We start from the raw sequence: 16,622 nt of genomic DNA on the forward strand, positions 1-16,622 counted from the left end.
TGTCGCCAAATTGCCTCAAGCGTCGTAGAGAGAGCCTGTCCTTATTCTCGGACATGCGTCGGAAACGCAGTCTTCAGGGAACCGTATGAAGCTTCTCGAACTCTACATCCTGCGGCGTGTCGGCCAGATGTTCCTCACCGCGCTCCTGCCGGTGCTGGCGATCATCTGGACAACGCAGGTGTTGGCGCGAATCAACCTGGTGACGGACAGCGGACAATCGGTCGGTTCGTTCATGAAGCTTGCGACCCTCATCCTGCCGACCCTCGTTCCGGCCGTGCTGCCTTTCGCGGTGGTGATCGGCATCACTCAGACGCTGACGGCAATGAACAACGATTCGGAACTGGCCGTGATCGACGCGGCCGGTGCGCCGCGCAGCATCATCAACCGCCCGCTCGTCATCTTCGCAATCGTGCTCAGCGTGTTCTCTTTCCTGATGGCGAACTTCGCCGAGCCGAAGCTGCGGGTTGGCGCACGCCAGATGATCGCGGCGGCCTATGCGGACCTCCTGTCGACCGTCATCGAGGAGAAGAATTTCCGCAAGATCGAGGACGGACTTTACGTGCAGATCTCGGAGCGCCTTTCGGGCCGCATCCTGCGCGGCCTGTTCGTCGCCGATTCGCGCGACCCGGCCTATTCGCTCATCTACTATGCGCGCGAAGGCGCCGTCGACACCAACGGCACGGCGCTGATCATGAAAGACGGCGAAGTGCACCGGAAGTCACTGACCGGCGAAGTCTCGGTGGTGCGCTTCGATTCCTATTCCTTCGACCTTTCGGACCTGTCCCAGACGCGCGGGCAGGCGCGACTCAACGCCATCGACCGCGACCTCTCCTTCCTGCTCAATCCCGACATTAGCGATCCCGAAGTTGCCCGGAAGATCGGCGATTATCGCAGTGAACTGCACCGCCGCATGAGCAACTGGATGTTGCCGCTCGTGTTCGCCCTGATTTCGCTCGTTCTCTGCGGCAATGCGCGCTCGCATCGCGAGGCGCGCGTGCACCCCATGGCAACGGCGCTGACGCTGTCGCTCGCCATCTACTGGATCTCGAACTACACCGTGAAGCTGGTCGAAGGGTCGGCCAATTTCGTGCCGCTGGTCTATGCCGTTCCGATCGCCACCGGCGGATATGCCGCCTACCTGCTCTATCGGGGCAAGTCGTTGCGGATGCCGCGCTGGCTCAATGCAGTTTTCACGCGACTGTGGAGTATTGCGACCGCACCGTTCCTAAACCGCCGATCCTCCACTAAGGGCTCGGCGTGATGATTACGACGCTCGGCCGCTACTTCTTCAGGCGCTATGCACTGACGATGCTCTGGTTTCTGACCGGGGTGGTCGCGATCATCTTCCTCATCGACTTCAGCGAGAATTCCGGCCGGCTGGCCGGGCGCGGATTCTTTTCGGTCTGGGGCCTTCTCTGGCTGACGGCGCTTCGCCTGCCCCTCATCCTGCAGCAGACGATCCCCTTCATCACGCTTTTCGTCGGGATGACGACGCTGATTGCACTCAACCGAAAGTCGGAACTGGTCGTGGCGCGCGCCGCCGGCATATCGGTCTGGCAGTTCATGACGCCCTTCCTTTTCGGCGCCCTGCTGGTCGGACTCGCCACCACCCTCCTGGTCAATCCACTCGCGGCCTGGGGACAGAGGCAGGCCCTGTTCATCGAGGCGAGTTCCCGCGACAGCGACAGCCCGAAATCCGCGAATGCCGTGCCGTGGCTCAGGCAGATCAGCGGCAATACCGACGTGGTGATCGGTGCCCAGACCGTTCTCGAGGACGGAACCTTCCTCGTCGACGCGACCCTCATTCATTTCGACAGCGACGGCCGCATCATTCTGAGACAGGATGCCCAGTCGGCAAAGTTGGAACATGGTTACTGGTTGCTTACCGAGGTTACGGAAACGCGGCCCGGCGAAATACCCACAAGGCTCGCCACAGCCAAAGTCAGTACCAATCTGAAACAGGAATTCGTCCAGGAGCGCCTCGCACAACCGGAGACCGTTGCTTTTTATGACCTTTCGGAAAAAATCGCAGTGGCAAAATCCTTCGGCGTATCGACAAAGGCACTCGAAACGCAGTTCCATTCACTGCTTTCGCTACCCTTCCTTCTGGTCGCAATGACGTTGATCGCCGCAACCGTTTCGCTCAAATTCAGCAGGTTCAACCAATCGCGTTCGGCGATTCTGGGTGGAATCCTGTCAGGCTTCGTGCTTTATGTAGTAACCGTGCTTGTTAAGGCATTCGGAAGCAGCGGTGTCGTGCCTCCGTTCGTTGCGGCCTGGGTCCCAGTCGTCGTGGCTTTGGCGGTGGGAGCGACAATTCTGCTTCATCAGGAGGATGGTTAGTGGCGGTAAGTGACCGCAAGAATATCAGAAGGCTAGCAATAGCCCTGCTGACGGGTGCCGCCGTGTGTGCGTTGATGTCTTCAGCCGTGGTCGTCCACGCGCAGGAGGACACTCAGTTGCGTTCCCTCGAGCCCAATCTTCCCGCAGAAACAAAGCTCCTTCTGGCAGCGAACGAACTTGTCTACGACAAGGATTCGCAACGCATCACTGCGACCGGCGCAGTGCAGATCAATTACGGCGGCTACCAGATGGTGGCCCAGCAGGTCGTCTACGACCAGGCAACCGGTCGCGTGACCGCATCGGGCAACATCGAGTTGGTCGAGCCGACTGGAAACCGTATCTATGCGGATACGCTGGACGTCACCGACAATTTCGCCGAGGGCTTCGTCAAGACGCTGAGAATCGAGACGAGCGACAACACGCGTCTTGCCGCGGAAAGCGGCGAACGGGTGAACGACACTGACATGATTCTCCACAAGGGCGTCTACACGGCCTGCCTGCCCTGCGCGGACAATCCGGACCGTCCGCCGCTCTGGCAGGTCAAGGCGGAACGCGTCATCCAGAACGGCAAGAAGCATACGGTTCGCCTCGAGAAGGCCCGGTTCGAGCTCTTCGGGCATACGCTCGCCGTGCTGCCGTTCATTGAAGTCCCGGACCATACGGTGAAACGGAAGTCGGGTTTCCTGTTTCCGCAGATGCGGTTCTCGGAGAACCTCGGCTTCGGCCTTACCGTTCCCTACTATTTCGCGATCTCGAACCAGCGCGACGCCACGGTGAAGGCGACCGGCTTCACCAGTCAGGGCGTGCTGATTGAGGCCGAAATCCGTCAACGTTTCGAAAAGGGCCAGGCATCGCTGCACTTCGCCGGCATCGACCAGATGAACAGCGACAAGTTCTCGGCAGGCACGAGCGACTCGAATCGCGACCTGCGCGGAATGGTCGGCTCGAAGGGAGCCTTCCAGATCAATCCGCGCTGGTCGTTCGGCTGGGACGTGATGTTCCAGAGCGACAACAATTTCGCCAAGACCTACAAGCTGGAAGGCTTCGGCGAGGACACGCATACCAATCAGGTCTACCTGACCGGTCGCGGCAAGCGTAACTCGTTCGACATGCGCGGTTACTATTTCGACGTTCAGGACGCCGACACCGAAAACACCGCCGAGAAGAAACAGCCGACTGTCATTCCTACGGTCGATTATGCCTATTATGCGCCCGAGCCGATCGCCGGCGGACAGCTGTCTGGCAATATGAACTTCACGTCGCTGGCCCGCTTCAAGTCCGACTTCGTGGATGTCGACACGAATGGCGACGGCGTCACCGACCTCGTCCGTTATCGTGGCCTTGAAGGCGCTTCGACACGCCTCAGCGGCGAACTCGAATGGAAGAGAACCTTCAGCGTGCCAGGGGGCTTGCAGCTGACGCCGCTCCTTGCTGCGCGCGGCGACGCCTACGGCCTCGACATGGATTCGCCGACCGGCTATGCGGGCGACTATACGTCCGAGTCCTTCGAGACGCGCCACATGATGACGGCCGGGCTTGAAGCCCGCTATCCCATCCTGTTCTCGACGACCAACAGCAGCCACATCGTCGAACCGATCGCGCAGATCTATGCGCGCAATGATGAACAGCTGGCAGGCATGCTCCCGAACGAAGACGCCCAGAGCTTTGTCTTCGATGCGACAAACCTGTTCGAGCGCGACAAGTTCTCGGGATATGACCGCGTTGAAGGCGGCACCCGCGCTAATGTCGGCATCCGCTACACCGGCAGCTTCGACAACGGCATCGGCCTGCGCGGCATCTTCGGCCAGTCCTACCACCTTGCCGGTCTGAATTCCTTCGCGACCGACGACCTCGTCAACGCGGGCGCGAATTCGGGCCTCGAAACCGATGTCTCGGATTATGTCGGCATGGCCGGCATCGACCTGCCGAACGGTATATCTTTGGCGACCAATGTTCGGCTTGACGAAGAATCTTGGGATCTGCAGCGGACCGACGCAAGCATGTCGTATTCCAACGACCGCTTTCAGACATCGCTCATCTATTCGCAGATCGCTGCCCAGCCCGAATACGGGTTCACCGAAGCTAATGACGAGCTCAGCACGTCAAGCTCGATCAAGGTCAGCGAGTACTGGACTGCCTTCGGCTCGCTTGCCTGGGACCTCGATGAGAGCGCGCTCAACAGCAGAAGCGTCGGTATATCCTATGCTGACGAATGCATGGTCTTCACGTTTGCCTATACAGACGAGTTCGACCCGGAAAACGAGACTGCGAGCGACTGGTCGATCGGGGCTCGCCTGACCTTCCGCACGCTTGGCGACATCAATCTCGGCACGGATCAGCTTTGACGGCCTGAGCCGGGCGGTCGAGGCATCTTCTGCACATGGCTGCGGCGTCATTGTTTCGCCGCAGGAATTGTGCAATGGGTCCGGCACGATATACTTTTACTCGACTATGCGTATGCGGGCGCGTGCCGTTGTGCGGCGCCCCGCGGGAAAGGAAGACCGATGGCCATTGCAAACAAGGGAAAGCAGATGGTGCTCGCCTGTGCGGTCGCGCTGGCGCTGGTGGCAGGAGACCTGTCGGTCGCCCCAGTGGCTCAGGCCGCAAGCCAGGTTGTCGCCGTCGTGAACAAGACTGCGATCACGAATGGTGACGTTGCTCGCCGCACCGCGTTCCTCCGCCTGCAGCGCCGCAAGGGCAACATTGCCAAGATCGCCAAAGAAGAGCTGGTCGACGAAGTCCTGAAGCGCCAGGAGATCGCCCGCGTCGGCATGTCGGTGAGCACCGCCGATGTCGATGCCGCCTTCGCGCGCTTTGCATCCTCCAACAAGATGACGCCTCAGCAGTTGACCGGCATCCTCGGACAGGCCGGTGTCGGCGCCGACCACTTCAAGGCCTATATCGCCGTCTCGATGAGCTGGCCGCGACTGGTCAACGCCCGCTACGGCTCGAAGGGCAAACTCTCCAACCAGGAGCTCGTCACGCGCCTCCTGGAAAACAAGCAGAAGCCGGTCACGACCGAATACTTCCTCAAGCAGGTCATTTTCGTCGTGCCCGCATCGAAGAAGGGCAGTATCGGCAAGCGCAAGGCGGAAGCCGAACGGTCGCGCGCCGATTTCCCCGGTTGCGACGGTGCGATGGAGTTCGCGAAGAACTATCTCGACGTCTCGATCCGCAATCTCGGTCGCGTTCTCGAGCCCGAACTGCCGGCCGATTGGAAGCCGCTGATCGAAAAGGCGAAGAACGGCACCACCGGAACGCGCGTCACCGAGCGTGGCGTCGAATATCTCGCGATCTGCAACGAGCGCGAGGTCTCCGACGACGTCGCGGCAGAGGTCGTCTTCCGCGCCGAGGATCTCGGCAAGGACAAGAAGGAAGACAACCCGAACGCCACGAAGTATCTCGAAGATCTGCGCTCCAAGGCCCAGATCATCTACAATTGAGCCGTAACGAATGACATTTTCCGATAACCTTCCGCTTGCACTCAGCCAGGGCGACCCGGCGGGTATCGGGCCAGACATCGCGCTGACCGCCTGGTCAAACCGGGTGGAGCTTCAGCTGCCCCCCTTCATCTTCGTCGGCGATCCGGCCGTTCTGAAGGTTCGGGCGCGCGAACTCGACCTCGAGGTTCCACTCAAGGAAACCGATGCCGAAGGTGCTGTCTCTGCGTTCGGCTCGGCGATGCCGGTCCTGCCAGTCTCCCTCGGCGTCGACGTTGTTGCAGGGGAACCGCATGTGGCGAACGCCAAGGGCACCATCGCCGCCATCGAGACCGCGGTCGACCTTTGCTTTGCCGGAAAGGCGCGGGCGATGGTCACCAATCCGATCGCCAAGTCGGTGCTTTACGAGGCGGGTTTCGGTTTCCCTGGCCATACGGAGTTTCTCGCCGAGCTCGCGCGACGTCACACCGGCGAAACCTATCGTCCGGTGATGATGCTGGCCGGCCCGAAAGTACGGGCGGTGCCGGTGACGATCCACATCCCGATCAAGGATGTGCCCGCGGCGCTCACGGAAGAGGCGATCATCGAGACCTGCCGAATCATCGCAGGCGATCTCAAGGCACGCTTCGGCCTTGCCCATCCGCGGCTCGCCGTGGCCGGCCTCAACCCGCATGCCGGTGAATCCGGCGCAATCGGTCATGAGGACGAGGATGTCATCCATCCGGCCATCATGAAGCTCCGTGACGAGGGCATCGACGCATTCGGCCCCCTGCCCGCGGACACGATGTTCCATGACGATGCGCGCCGTCGCTACGACGTTGCGGTCTGCATGTATCACGATCAGGCCCTCATTCCGGTCAAGGCGCTCGGCTTCGACGATTCCGTCAATGTCACGCTCGGCCTGCCCTTCATCCGCACGTCGCCGGATCACGGCACCGCCTTCGGCATCGCCGGCAAGGGAATCGCCCGGGCGGACAGCCTCGTGGCGGCGCTGAAGCTTGCCGACGAGATCAGCCGGAAAACCGAAGCGAAGTCCTGATGGCCGCGATCGACGGACTACCGCCGCTGCGCGATGTGATTGCCCGCCATGGGCTCGACGCGCGCAAGGCGCTCGGCCAGAACTTCCTGCTCGACCTGAACCTCACCCAGAAGATCGCCCGCACGGCGGGTCCGCTGGAGGGCGTGACCGTGTTCGAGGTCGGCCCGGGCCCAGGCGGCCTGACAAGGGCGATCCTGTCGCTCGGCGCGAAGAAGGTGATTGCCGTCGAACGGGACGCCCGCTGTCTGCCCGCGCTGGCGGAGATCGCCGATCACTATCCCGGCCGGCTCGAGGTGATCGAAGGCGATGCCCTGAAGACCGATTTCGAGGCCATGGCACCGGAAGGTCCCGTCAAGATCATCGCCAACCTGCCCTACAATGTCGGCACGCAGTTGCTGATCAACTGGCTTCTGCCGAAGACCTGGCCTCCGTTCTGGGAGTCGCTGACGCTGATGTTCCAGAAGGAAGTTGGCCTGCGCATCGTCGCTCGCGAGGATGACGACCACTACGGTCGCCTGGGCGTCCTCTGCGGCTGGCGGACGCAGGCGCACATGGCCTTTGACGTGCCGCCGCAGGCGTTTACGCCACCGCCGAAGGTCACCTCATCGGTGGTTCACCTGATCCCGCGCGCGGAACCTCTGCCCTGCGATGTTGGCAAACTCGAACGCGTAACCCTTGCCGCCTTCGGTCAGCGGCGCAAGATGCTTCGGCAAAGCCTCAAGCCGCTCGGTGGCGAGGCACTGCTCGCAAAGGCCGGCATCGATCCGGCACGGCGGGCCGAGACACTCTCCGTCGCCGAATTCGTGGCGTTGGCCAACAATCTCTGACCTTATAGCATCATGCCGCGCGCGCCGACCTCTGACCGCGCGTGGTGAGGTTGAACAGGCCCACCTGGCCATTCAGGCGGTCTGCTTCCGTCGCCAATCCGTGCGTCGATGCATTGGTTTCCTCGACCATCGCCGCATTCTGCTGGGTCACCTGGTCCATCTGATTGATCGCGGCCGTGATTTCCCTGAGAGACGCGGACTGCTCATGCGCGGCACGGACGATGGCGGCGACCTCCTCGTTGATCAGCGAGACATGCCCCTCGATGCCCCTCAGTGCATTTCCGGTTTCGCCGACCAGGGTGACACCGGCCTTGACCTCCAGCGCCGAACGCTCGATCAACTGCTTGATCTCGCGCGCGGCATCTGCCGATCGCTGCGCCAACTCCCGCACTTCCTGCGCCACCACGGCAAAGCCCTTGCCCGCCTCGCCCGCCCGCGCGGCCTCCACGCCCGCGTTGAGGGCAAGCAGGTTTGTCTGGAAGGCAATCTGATCGATCACACCGATGATCTGGCTGATCTGCACGGACGACTGTTCGATCCGGTTGATCGCATCAACGGCATTCACGACGACGTCTTCCGAACGCTTGGCATCGACCGTTGCTCGGCCGACCAACATACCGACTTCCTCTGCGCGCCTCGCCGAAACCGCCAGGGTGTTCGTCACCTCGCCCAATGAGGCCGATGCCTCCTCCAGCGCCGCAGCCTGGCGCTCGGTGCGCTGTGCGAGGTTGTCCGCCGCCCGCTGCAGTTCGACCGCGCCGCTGTGGATGGTGCCCGTGCTGACCCCAATCGTCGACATTACGGCAAGCAATCTGTCCATCGAGCTGTTGAAGTTGGTTCGCAGGCGATCGAGATCTGCAGAAAAAGGATTCTCGACCCGATGGCCCAGATCCCCCGCCGCGAGCGCATCGAGCCCGACGGCCAGTTGTTCGACCGCAAAGGCGATCTCGGCGGCGCGTTGGGCCCGTTCGCGTTCGGCCTGCTGTTCCCGGGCGTTCCTGGCTTCCAGTGACCGCATTTCCTCCGCATGCTTGCGCGCCGCCTCCTCCTGGGAGTTGGCGATGCAGCGGCGAATGGCCTGCCCCATGGAGCCGATCTCGTCCTTCCCCTCCGAGTGGATGAGGTGAACGTCGATCTCACCGTCGGCGAGCTTCTGGACCGCACCGGTCAACATGGTCAGGGGCCGCAGAACTGTGAAGGCGATCGAACCGGCGAGCACGATGGCGAGCAGCAGGGCTCCGGCCCCGATCGCGACAACCACGATCAACTGACGCTGTTCCGCGTTGGCGATGGTGAGCGCGTCGGCGATGATACCGGCCAGCGTCTGATTCTCCGCCTCCTTGAGCTGCTCGATACGTGCCGTCGCGGCGGCAAACCACTCCTTGGCGTCGAGCACGGTGAGATCCTGTGTCGTACCGCCCGCCAGCATTTTGGTGCGGAAGTCCTGCATTCGGGCTGCGTCCGGCGTTTCCAGCGACCCCTTGAACTGGTTGCGCAGATCTTCCGGCAGCAGCTCGAGATACTGGCCGAGCAGCGCATTCTGCGCACCGTACATTCCCAGGAACGTCATGTAGCGCTCGCGATCAAAGCTGCCGGCGAGGAGGAAACCATTGCCCATACCCCGCTCCTGTCCCGCCACCTCCTTGGCGTTCATCAGCAGGTTGTAGGCCACCAGCTTGCTGGTGATCCCCTTGGAGGTGGCGGCGAGGGAGAACTCGCGGGACATGTTCATCAGGTGGCCGATTGCCCCCGTGTAAAAGGCAAAGGCCTCCGCGCCGTTGACCTCCAGCCGGTCGACCCGGCCACGCATATCCTCCAGTCCGGCAATCTCTTCAGCTATTGCGTCGGCATGCCGGGTAAGGTTCGGATCGGCCTCCGCCACGATGTCCGCATGCACCCTGGACATGCCGTGTCGGAGCGGATCGGTGTGGGTGCGTGCCGCGGCAAGCTCCTCACTGCGCTGCTGCCCCTTCGACCCGATGAAACCGGCGGTCATTCCGCGCTCGGCCTGCAGCGCATGAACGAAGTCGCCGATCATCCGCATGTCGTCGCCGACATCGACGAGATGCCTGGCAGCCTGATAGTTCTCAAGCGTCGCTCGGACCTGCAGTGCGGAAAGCACAACCATCGCCACCACCGGCACCGCCAATGCAGCAGCCAAACGCCACTTCACCGAAACATCAATCAACCGCATTGCACATCTCCTTACGGCCCGACAACCTGACCGCGAGATTTGAATGCGCTTCGATTTAGTTTTAGTTAAATTATACTATAGCGATAAACAAATATTATCCGACACTTGAATATACCCCTACATTTCGGGGGCTTACTTGACCAAGGTTTCCACGAAATCGAAGATGCCGTGACGACGGTCACGGCGAAGGCGCTCGGCCTTGACGATCGACTGCACGGCGTCGAAGGCGGACTGCAGGTCATCATTGACGATCACGTAGTCGTATTCGCGCCAGTGGGCGATCTCGGCACGGGAATTGGCGAGCCGCGTCTGGATGACTTCCTCGGTATCCTCGGCGCGCCGGTGCAGGCGCGATTGCAGCTCGGCCATTGTCGGCGGAAGGATGAAGATCGACACGACATCGGCCTTCATCTTCTCCTGCAACTGCTGCGCACCCTGCCAATCGATATCGAAAAGCATGTCGCGGCCCTCGGACATGGCGAGTTCGACAGGCCCACGCGGCGTTCCGTAGAAATTGCCGTGGACCTCGGCCCATTCCAGCAGGGAATCGGAATCCCGCATGCGCTCGAATTCACGTTGCGAGACGAAGTGGTAGTGCACCCCTTCTATCTCGCTCTGGCGGCGCTGGCGCGTGGTAACGCTGACCGACATGCCGATCTGACCGTCATTGGTCATTAGCGTGCGGGAGATGGTCGACTTGCCCGCGCCGGACGGCGACGAGATGACCAGCATCAGCCCACGACGCGCGATCTCCACCTTGTTTCCCCTGCCCTCAGCCATCAGCTCACTCCAAATTCTGGACCTGTTCGCGGAACTGGTCGATCACCACTTTGAGCTCGATGCCGGCCGAGGTGACGGCGACGGCATTCGATTTCGAACAGATGGTATTCGATTCGCGATTGAATTCCTGCGCAATGAAATCGAGTTTCCGGCCGATCGGGCCACCAAGCGTCAGAAGATCACGCGCCGCGGCGACATGCGCCTTCAGGCGATCGATTTCCTCGCGCAGATCGGCCCGGGTGGCGAGCAAAGCAACTTCGGCATGCAGCCTGTCACGATCGAGCTTGGCGGAACCTTCGAGCAGAACAGCGATCTGGCCTTCAAGCTTGCGGGCGATCTCTTCTGGCTGGCGGGAGGGATCGGCTTCGACCTGCAGCGCCAGTTCCTCGATGCGGGTGATCTGATCCGAAAGCAGGCGGAAGAGCGCATCGCCTTCGATGCGGCGCATGTCGCACAATGCATGCACGGCCGTTTCCAGGCCGGAAACGATATCTGCATCGCGCCGGGCGACCGCCTCGCTGTCGTCGACAGCTTCCTTGAACTCGACGAGGCCGCGGATCGACAGCAGGGCATCGAGACGCAGAGGAGCGGGATCGACGAGATCGCCACCCAATTCGTCGCGCAGCTTCAGCACGGCGTCGAGCGCATCGCGGTTCAATACCGCCTCGACGCGGTTCTCGCTCGTCTGGACCGTGAGCGCGACCTGCAGATTGCCGCGGGTGACATATTGGCCGAGCGAGCGCCGGACATCCGCCTCGAAGTGCTCCATGCCCTGCGGCAGGCGGATCCGGATGTCGAGGCCCTTGCCGTTGACCGAGCGCAGTTCCCAGGCCCAGCGGTGCCGGCCGCTGGTGCCTTCGCTGCGGGCGAAACCGGTCATGGATTGCAGTGCCATCGCCCTGTCCTCGGTTGGAGACTAGTTCTTTTTCTTCTTGGTCGTGGCCGCATCCGGATCGGCCTCGGGCGCCGCATCCACCGCCGCACCCGGGTCCTCACCGCGTTCGGCCTCGATCTTGCGCCAACGCTTGACGTTCGCGTTGTGCTCGTCGAGCGTCGCGGCGAAGACATGGCCGCCCGTGCCGTCGGCGACGAAATAGAGATCCTTCGTCTTCCAGGGTTGTGCGACCGCCTCGAGAGCGGCACGGCCCGGATTGGCGATCGGTCCCGGCGGAAGTCCCTTGATCACATAGGTGTTGTAGGGCGTTTCCTTCTTCAGGTCCGACTGGTAGATCGGCCGGTCGGCCGGCTTGCCGTCGCCGCCGAAGAGGCCATAGACGATGGTCGGGTCGGACTGCAACCGCATCCCCTTGGTCAGGCGGTTGATGAAGACGGAAGCGACATGGGCGCGTTCGTCGTCCTTGCCGGTTTCCCGTTCGACGATCGAAGCGAGGACGACGAATTCCTCCTTCGTCTTCAGCGGCAGGTCGGGATCGCGCTTCTCCCAGATCTGGTCGACCAGCTTCTGCTGGGCAGCCGCCATCTGGCTGACGATCTCCGCGCGCTTCGTGCCGCGCGAATACTTGTAGGTGTCGGGACGCAGGGACCCTTCCACAGGCAGCTGGGCAGGCAGTTCGCCCTCGAGAACCGTGTCTTCGGCAAGCTTCTTGAACATCTGCCTGACGGTCAGGCCTTCCGGAAACGAGATAGCATAGAGGATCGACTTACCCGACTTCAGGAGATCCATGATCTCCTTCATCGTCGCGCCGGCCTTGATCTCGTATTCGCCGGCCTTCAGCGTCTCGCCCTCTTCGAGATAGGTCGAGGTCACGTGACGGAAGATGCGGGCGTCGGCGATAATGCCGTTACGCTCGAGGCCGCTGGCGATTTCGGACAGACCTGCCCCGTTGCGCACGACGAAATTGGTGTTGGTCGCGAGCGGGCCCGGGTTCTGGTAGACCGACATAACGTAGAAGAAGCCGGCGACCGCCGCGACGCAGACCGCGACCGCCATCGTCATCAGGAAGTTCAGGAAGATCACGAGCTGGCTGCGGGCCTTGCGCGAACGGCGCGGTGGCTGGGGCACCCGTTCGGGACGGAGCGCCTCGGTCGGCGACTTCGGGATGATCGGCCCCTTGGCGGCGCTTTCTGCATCCCGGCCGAAGGAACTCCCGCTGTTCTGGCTGTTGTCGGTCACCGGCAATCCTCTTCAAATCGGTATCGCTGCTGTCTGGTCGAGCAATACGGCAAAAAGCAGGTGAATGCCGCGCTGTGCACGCGGCATCCGCCCAAGCCTGTTCTCTTCGCGGCCGTCAGTCCTGGTAGCGGCGCAGCACCAGTGAGGCGTTGGTGCCACCAAATCCGAAGGAGTTGGACAGCGCAACGTTGATCTCGCGCTTGCGCGCCTTGTGCGGCACAAGATCGATCGCCGTCTCGACGGAGGGGTTGTCGAGGTTGAGGGTCGGCGGTGCAATGTTGTCCCGGATGGCGAGCGCGGAGAAGATCGCCTCGACGGCACCAGCCGCACCGAGAAGGTGGCCGATTGCGGACTTGGTCGAGGACATGGAGATCTTCGAGGCATGCTCGCCGACCAGGCGTTCAACGGCGCCAAGCTCGATGGTGTCAGCCATGGTCGAGGTGCCGTGCGCATTGATGTAGTCGATGTCGCCGGCGGTCAGGCCGGCGCGCTTCAGCGCCATCGTCATGCAACGGAACGCGCCGTCGCCGTCTTCGGACGGCGCGGTGATGTGGAAGGCGTCGCCGGAAAGGCCGTAGCCGACCACTTCCGCGTAGATCTTGGCGCCGCGCGCCTTGGCATGCTCGAGTTCCTCGAGAACGACGATGCCGGCGCCCTCGCCCATGACGAAGCCGTCACGGTCCCTGTCGTAGGGGCGCGATGCCGCCGTCGGGTCGTCGTTGCGGGCCGTCGAAAGCGCCTTGCAGGCGGCAAAGCCCGCAAGCGAGATGCGGCTGATCGGCGATTCCGTACCGCCGGCGACCATCACCTCGGCATCGCCGAGCGCGATCAGGCGTGCAGCATCGCCGATCGCATGCGCGCCGGTCGAGCAGGCCGTGACGACCGAATGGTTGGGGCCGCGCAGCTTGTGGCGGATCGAAACCTGGCCCGAGGCGAGGTTGATCAGGCGGCCGGGAATGAAGAACGGCGAAAGGCGGCGCGGGCCCTTGTCGCGCAGGATGTGACCCGCCTCGACGATACCCTCGATGCCACCAATGCCGGAGCCGATCAGAACGCCAGTGGCGCACTGGTCGTCATAGGTCTGCGGCTCCCAGCCGGCATCCTTCAACGCCATGTCGGCGGCAGCGATCGCGTAGATGATGAAGAGATCGACCTTGCGTTGCTCCTTGAGCTCCATCCAGTCGTCCGGATTGAAGGCGCCCTCGGCATCGCCGGTCGGAATACGGCAAGCAATCTTGGCCGGAAGGTCTTCGACCTCGAATTCGGTAACGAGGCGGGCGCCACTTTCGCTGGCGAGAAGTCTCGACCAGGTCAGTTCAGTCCCACACCCCAGCGGAGATACCATGCCGGTACCGGTGATAACGACACGTCTCATCGCCCGTAATCCACCCCACTCTTGCAGCCGATGTCATTTGAAAACAGCAAGGCCCGCAGATCGCGGGCCTTTGCGAGACGGGCGATAGAAACCGCCCTCCCGCTATGCTTGAAATCGATCAGGACTGGGCCTTTTCGATGAACTTGACGGCGTCGCCGACGGTCAGGATCGAGTCGGCAGCGTCGTCCGGAATTTCAACGCCGAACTCTTCTTCGAAGGCCATAACCAGTTCGACCGTGTCGAGCGAATCCGCACCAAGATCGTCGATGAAGCTGGCGCCTTCAACAACCTTTTCAGCGTCAACGCCGAGATGATCAACAACAATTTTCTTCACGCGTTCTGCGATATCGCTCATGTCGGTTTCCTCGACCTTCTTAAATTCAGGGCCGTCGTAATGACTTCCCTACCCTGTATTCCGCCGGCCACAAATTTCATGCACCGGCAAACCCGTTCGGCCCCGCCCTTCGCGAACAAACCATGCAATCAAGCGCATAGTTGTCACCTCGAAAGGCGGAACGACTGTTCACAGTCATGGCCCGCTTAACACGGTTTAGCCCCGCCGCAAAGCCAGAAATTCGCCCGCACCCAGTGGTCAACATGCAATTGAGAAGCCATGGCGCCGCGGGCGGAGAAGCATCAGATCATCGCCATGCCGCCGTTGACGTGCAAGGTCTGTCCGGTCATGTAGCTGGCCTCGTTCGAAGCGAGGTAGACGACGGCGGAGGCGACTTCCGCGCCGGTGCCCATGCGCTTCATCGGGATCGCCCCCATGATCGCTTCCTTCTGCTTGTCGTTGAGCTTGCCGGTCATGGCGCTCTCGATGAAGCCGGGGGCGACGCAGTTGACCGTCACGTTGCGGCTGGCAATCTCCTGGGCGAGCGACTTCGAGAAGCCGATCATGCCAGCCTTCGAGGCGCAGTAGTTGGCCTGGCCCGGATTGCCGGTAACGCCGACGACGGAGGTGATGTTGATGATGCGGCCGAAGCGGCGGCGCATCATCGGATGGGTCAGTTCGCGGGTCAGGCGGAAGACGGCGGTCAGGTTGACCTCGAGCACCGCGTCCCAGTCGGCGTCGCTCATGCGAACGAACAGGCCATCCTTGGTGATGCCGGCGTTGTTGACGAGGATGTCGACGCCTTCCAGTTCGGCCTCGGCCTTCTCGCCGAGTGCCTTGACTTCGTCGCGGTCGGAAAGGTTCGCCGGGAAGATCTTGACGCGTTCGCCGAGTTCGGCGGCGAGCGCCTCGAGCTTCTCGACGCGGGTGCCGTGCAGGCCGACGAGGGCGCCGCGGGCATGAAGCTGGCGGGCGATTTCCTCGCCGATGCCGCCGGTCGCGCCGGTTACAAGGGCCTTGCGGCCGGTCAGGTCAAACATGTTGCTCGTTCCTTGTTCCAGATCATCCAGACGATCAGCCGGCGAGCGCGGCAAGCGCCGCGTCGATGTCGGCCGCAGAATTGACGGCAATACCGGTGACATTCTTGTCGATGCGACGGGCAAGCCCCGTCAGCACCTTGCCGGAGCCAATTTCATAAAGAGTGGTGGCGCCGTTGGCGCCGAACCATTCGACGGTCTCGCGCCAGCGGACCTGTCCGGTCACCTGCTCGACCAGAAGGGCCGCGATCTCGTTCGCGTCGGTGACCGGGGCCGCCCGCACGTTGGCGATCAGCGGAACGACCGGGTCCTTCTTCTCGACAGTGGCAAGCGCCTCGCGCATGGCGTCGGCGGCCGGGCCCATCAGGGCCGAATGGAAGGGGGCGGACACCGGAAGCATGATGGCGCGCTTGGCACCCTTCTCCGTGGCAAGCGCCGCGGCCTTCTCGACGGCGGCCTTGGCGCCCGAGATGACCAGCTGGCCGCCGCCGTTGTCATTGGCGATCTGGCAGGCGCCGGCAGCCGAAGCCTCGCGGCAGACGGCCTCGACATCACCGTGTTCGAGGCCGATGATCGCGGCCATGGCGCCTTCGCCGACCGGAACGGCCGCCTGCATGGCGTTGCCGCGGATGCGCAGGAGGCGCGCGGTATCGGCAAGCGAGAAGGTACCGGCAGCACAGAGCGCGGAATATTCGCCGAGCGAATGGCCGGCGACATAGGCGACCTTCGACTTCAGATCGAGCCCTCGGGCTTCAAGCACGCGGATCACGGCCATCGACACGGCCATCAATGCCGGCTGTGCATTGGCGGTGAGGGTCAGGGTCTCCTCGGGTCCCTCGAACATGGTGGCGGAGAGCTTCTGGCCGAGCGCCTCGTCGACTTCGGCGAAGACCGCGCGGGCTTCCGGAAAGGCTTCCGCCAGTTCCTTGCCCATACCGACGGCCTGACTGCCCTGGCCCGGAAATGTGAATGCAATGCTCATGGGATATTCCTTCTCGGGACGATGTCTTCCCTCGTTTTGCCTTTCCCATTGACGTGTTTTTCCAGTGAGTCAAGACCACGTGCAGCGGCCGGGGACTTTGCCCAACAACAGTTTCCCCGACAGTTTGCTCTTGCGAA

General features: G+C 62.3%; 14 protein-coding genes. 6 read left to right on the plus strand and 8 right to left on the minus strand.

Annotated elements, in window-relative coordinates; translation table 11 throughout:
* The first annotated feature begins 85 nt into the window (after nt 1-85).
* The 6 genes from HHL25_RS08670 to rsmA all read left to right on the plus strand — a co-directional run bounded on the left by HHL25_RS08670 (nt 86) and on the right by rsmA (nt 7,649).
* Nucleotides 86-1,261: an LptF/LptG family permease gene (locus HHL25_RS08670; protein ID WP_169589096.1), complete on the plus strand. Its 1,176-nt coding sequence runs from the start codon at nt 86-88 to the stop codon at nt 1,259-1,261.
* The gene (gene lptG / locus HHL25_RS08675) at nt 1,258-2,343 is read left to right on the plus strand and encodes an LPS export ABC transporter permease LptG (protein ID WP_169589098.1); all 1,086 of its coding nucleotides are present in this window, start codon (nt 1,258-1,260) and stop codon (nt 2,341-2,343) included. The genes HHL25_RS08670 and lptG overlap by 4 nt, the downstream gene beginning before the upstream one ends.
* A complete protein-coding gene (locus HHL25_RS08680) occupies nt 2,343-4,688 on the plus strand; it encodes an LPS-assembly protein LptD (RefSeq protein WP_390624502.1) in 2,346 nt (781 codons plus the stop codon). Before lptG ends, HHL25_RS08680 begins: the two co-directional genes overlap by 1 nt.
* 159 nt (nt 4,689-4,847) lie before the next feature.
* On the plus strand, nt 4,848-5,786 hold the full coding sequence (locus HHL25_RS08685; RefSeq protein ID WP_169589100.1) for a SurA N-terminal domain-containing protein: 939 nt from the start codon (nt 4,848-4,850) through the stop codon (nt 5,784-5,786).
* 10 nt (nt 5,787-5,796) lie between these two features.
* The gene (gene pdxA, locus HHL25_RS08690) at nt 5,797-6,822 is read left to right on the plus strand and encodes a 4-hydroxythreonine-4-phosphate dehydrogenase PdxA (protein WP_169589102.1); all 1,026 of its coding nucleotides are present in this window, start codon (nt 5,797-5,799) and stop codon (nt 6,820-6,822) included.
* On the plus strand, nt 6,822-7,649 hold the full coding sequence (gene rsmA, locus HHL25_RS08695) for a 16S rRNA (adenine(1518)-N(6)/adenine(1519)-N(6))-dimethyltransferase RsmA (RefSeq protein WP_169589104.1): 828 nt from the start codon (nt 6,822-6,824) through the stop codon (nt 7,647-7,649). The genes pdxA and rsmA overlap by 1 nt, the downstream gene beginning before the upstream one ends.
* Before the next feature lie 10 nt (nt 7,650-7,659).
* Here the strand turns inward: rsmA and HHL25_RS08700 are convergent, their stop codons facing one another.
* From HHL25_RS08700 to fabD, 8 genes are all read right to left on the minus strand, one after another.
* Nucleotides 7,660-9,843 (minus strand): methyl-accepting chemotaxis protein, encoded by a 2,184-nt coding sequence (locus HHL25_RS08700; RefSeq protein WP_169589125.1) that lies wholly within the window; start codon nt 9,841-9,843, stop codon nt 7,660-7,662.
* A gap of 132 nt (nt 9,844-9,975) precedes the next feature.
* Entirely contained in the window at nt 9,976-10,623 is a 648-nt protein-coding gene (gmk, locus tag HHL25_RS08705) for a guanylate kinase (RefSeq protein ID WP_169589127.1), read from the minus strand.
* Between the two features lie 4 nt (nt 10,624-10,627).
* Complete coding sequence (locus tag HHL25_RS08710; RefSeq protein ID WP_169589130.1) at nt 10,628-11,518, minus strand: YicC/YloC family endoribonuclease; 891 nt, start codon at nt 11,516-11,518, stop codon at nt 10,628-10,630.
* Nucleotides 11,519-11,539: 21 nt separating this feature from the next.
* Entirely contained in the window at nt 11,540-12,757 is a 1,218-nt protein-coding gene (gene mltG, locus HHL25_RS08715; RefSeq protein WP_169589132.1) for an endolytic transglycosylase MltG, read from the minus strand.
* Nucleotides 12,758-12,872: 115 nt separating this feature from the next.
* Complete coding sequence (gene fabF, locus HHL25_RS08720) at nt 12,873-14,132, minus strand: beta-ketoacyl-ACP synthase II (RefSeq protein WP_169589134.1); 1,260 nt, start codon at nt 14,130-14,132, stop codon at nt 12,873-12,875.
* A gap of 118 nt (nt 14,133-14,250) precedes the next feature.
* Complete coding sequence (locus HHL25_RS08725) at nt 14,251-14,487, minus strand: acyl carrier protein (protein WP_099059947.1); 237 nt, start codon at nt 14,485-14,487, stop codon at nt 14,251-14,253.
* A 281-nt stretch (nt 14,488-14,768) separates the two neighbouring features.
* Nucleotides 14,769-15,506 (minus strand): 3-oxoacyl-[acyl-carrier-protein] reductase, encoded by a 738-nt coding sequence (gene fabG, locus HHL25_RS08730; protein ID WP_169589137.1) that lies wholly within the window; start codon nt 15,504-15,506, stop codon nt 14,769-14,771.
* Between the two features lie 34 nt (nt 15,507-15,540).
* Complete coding sequence (gene fabD, locus HHL25_RS08735) at nt 15,541-16,485, minus strand: ACP S-malonyltransferase (protein WP_169589140.1); 945 nt, start codon at nt 16,483-16,485, stop codon at nt 15,541-15,543.
* Nucleotides 16,486-16,622: the final 137 nt, after the last annotated feature.

This window comes from Rhizobium terricola (assembly GCF_012927355.1).
GTDB lineage: Bacteria > Pseudomonadota > Alphaproteobacteria > Rhizobiales > Rhizobiaceae > Allorhizobium > Allorhizobium terricola.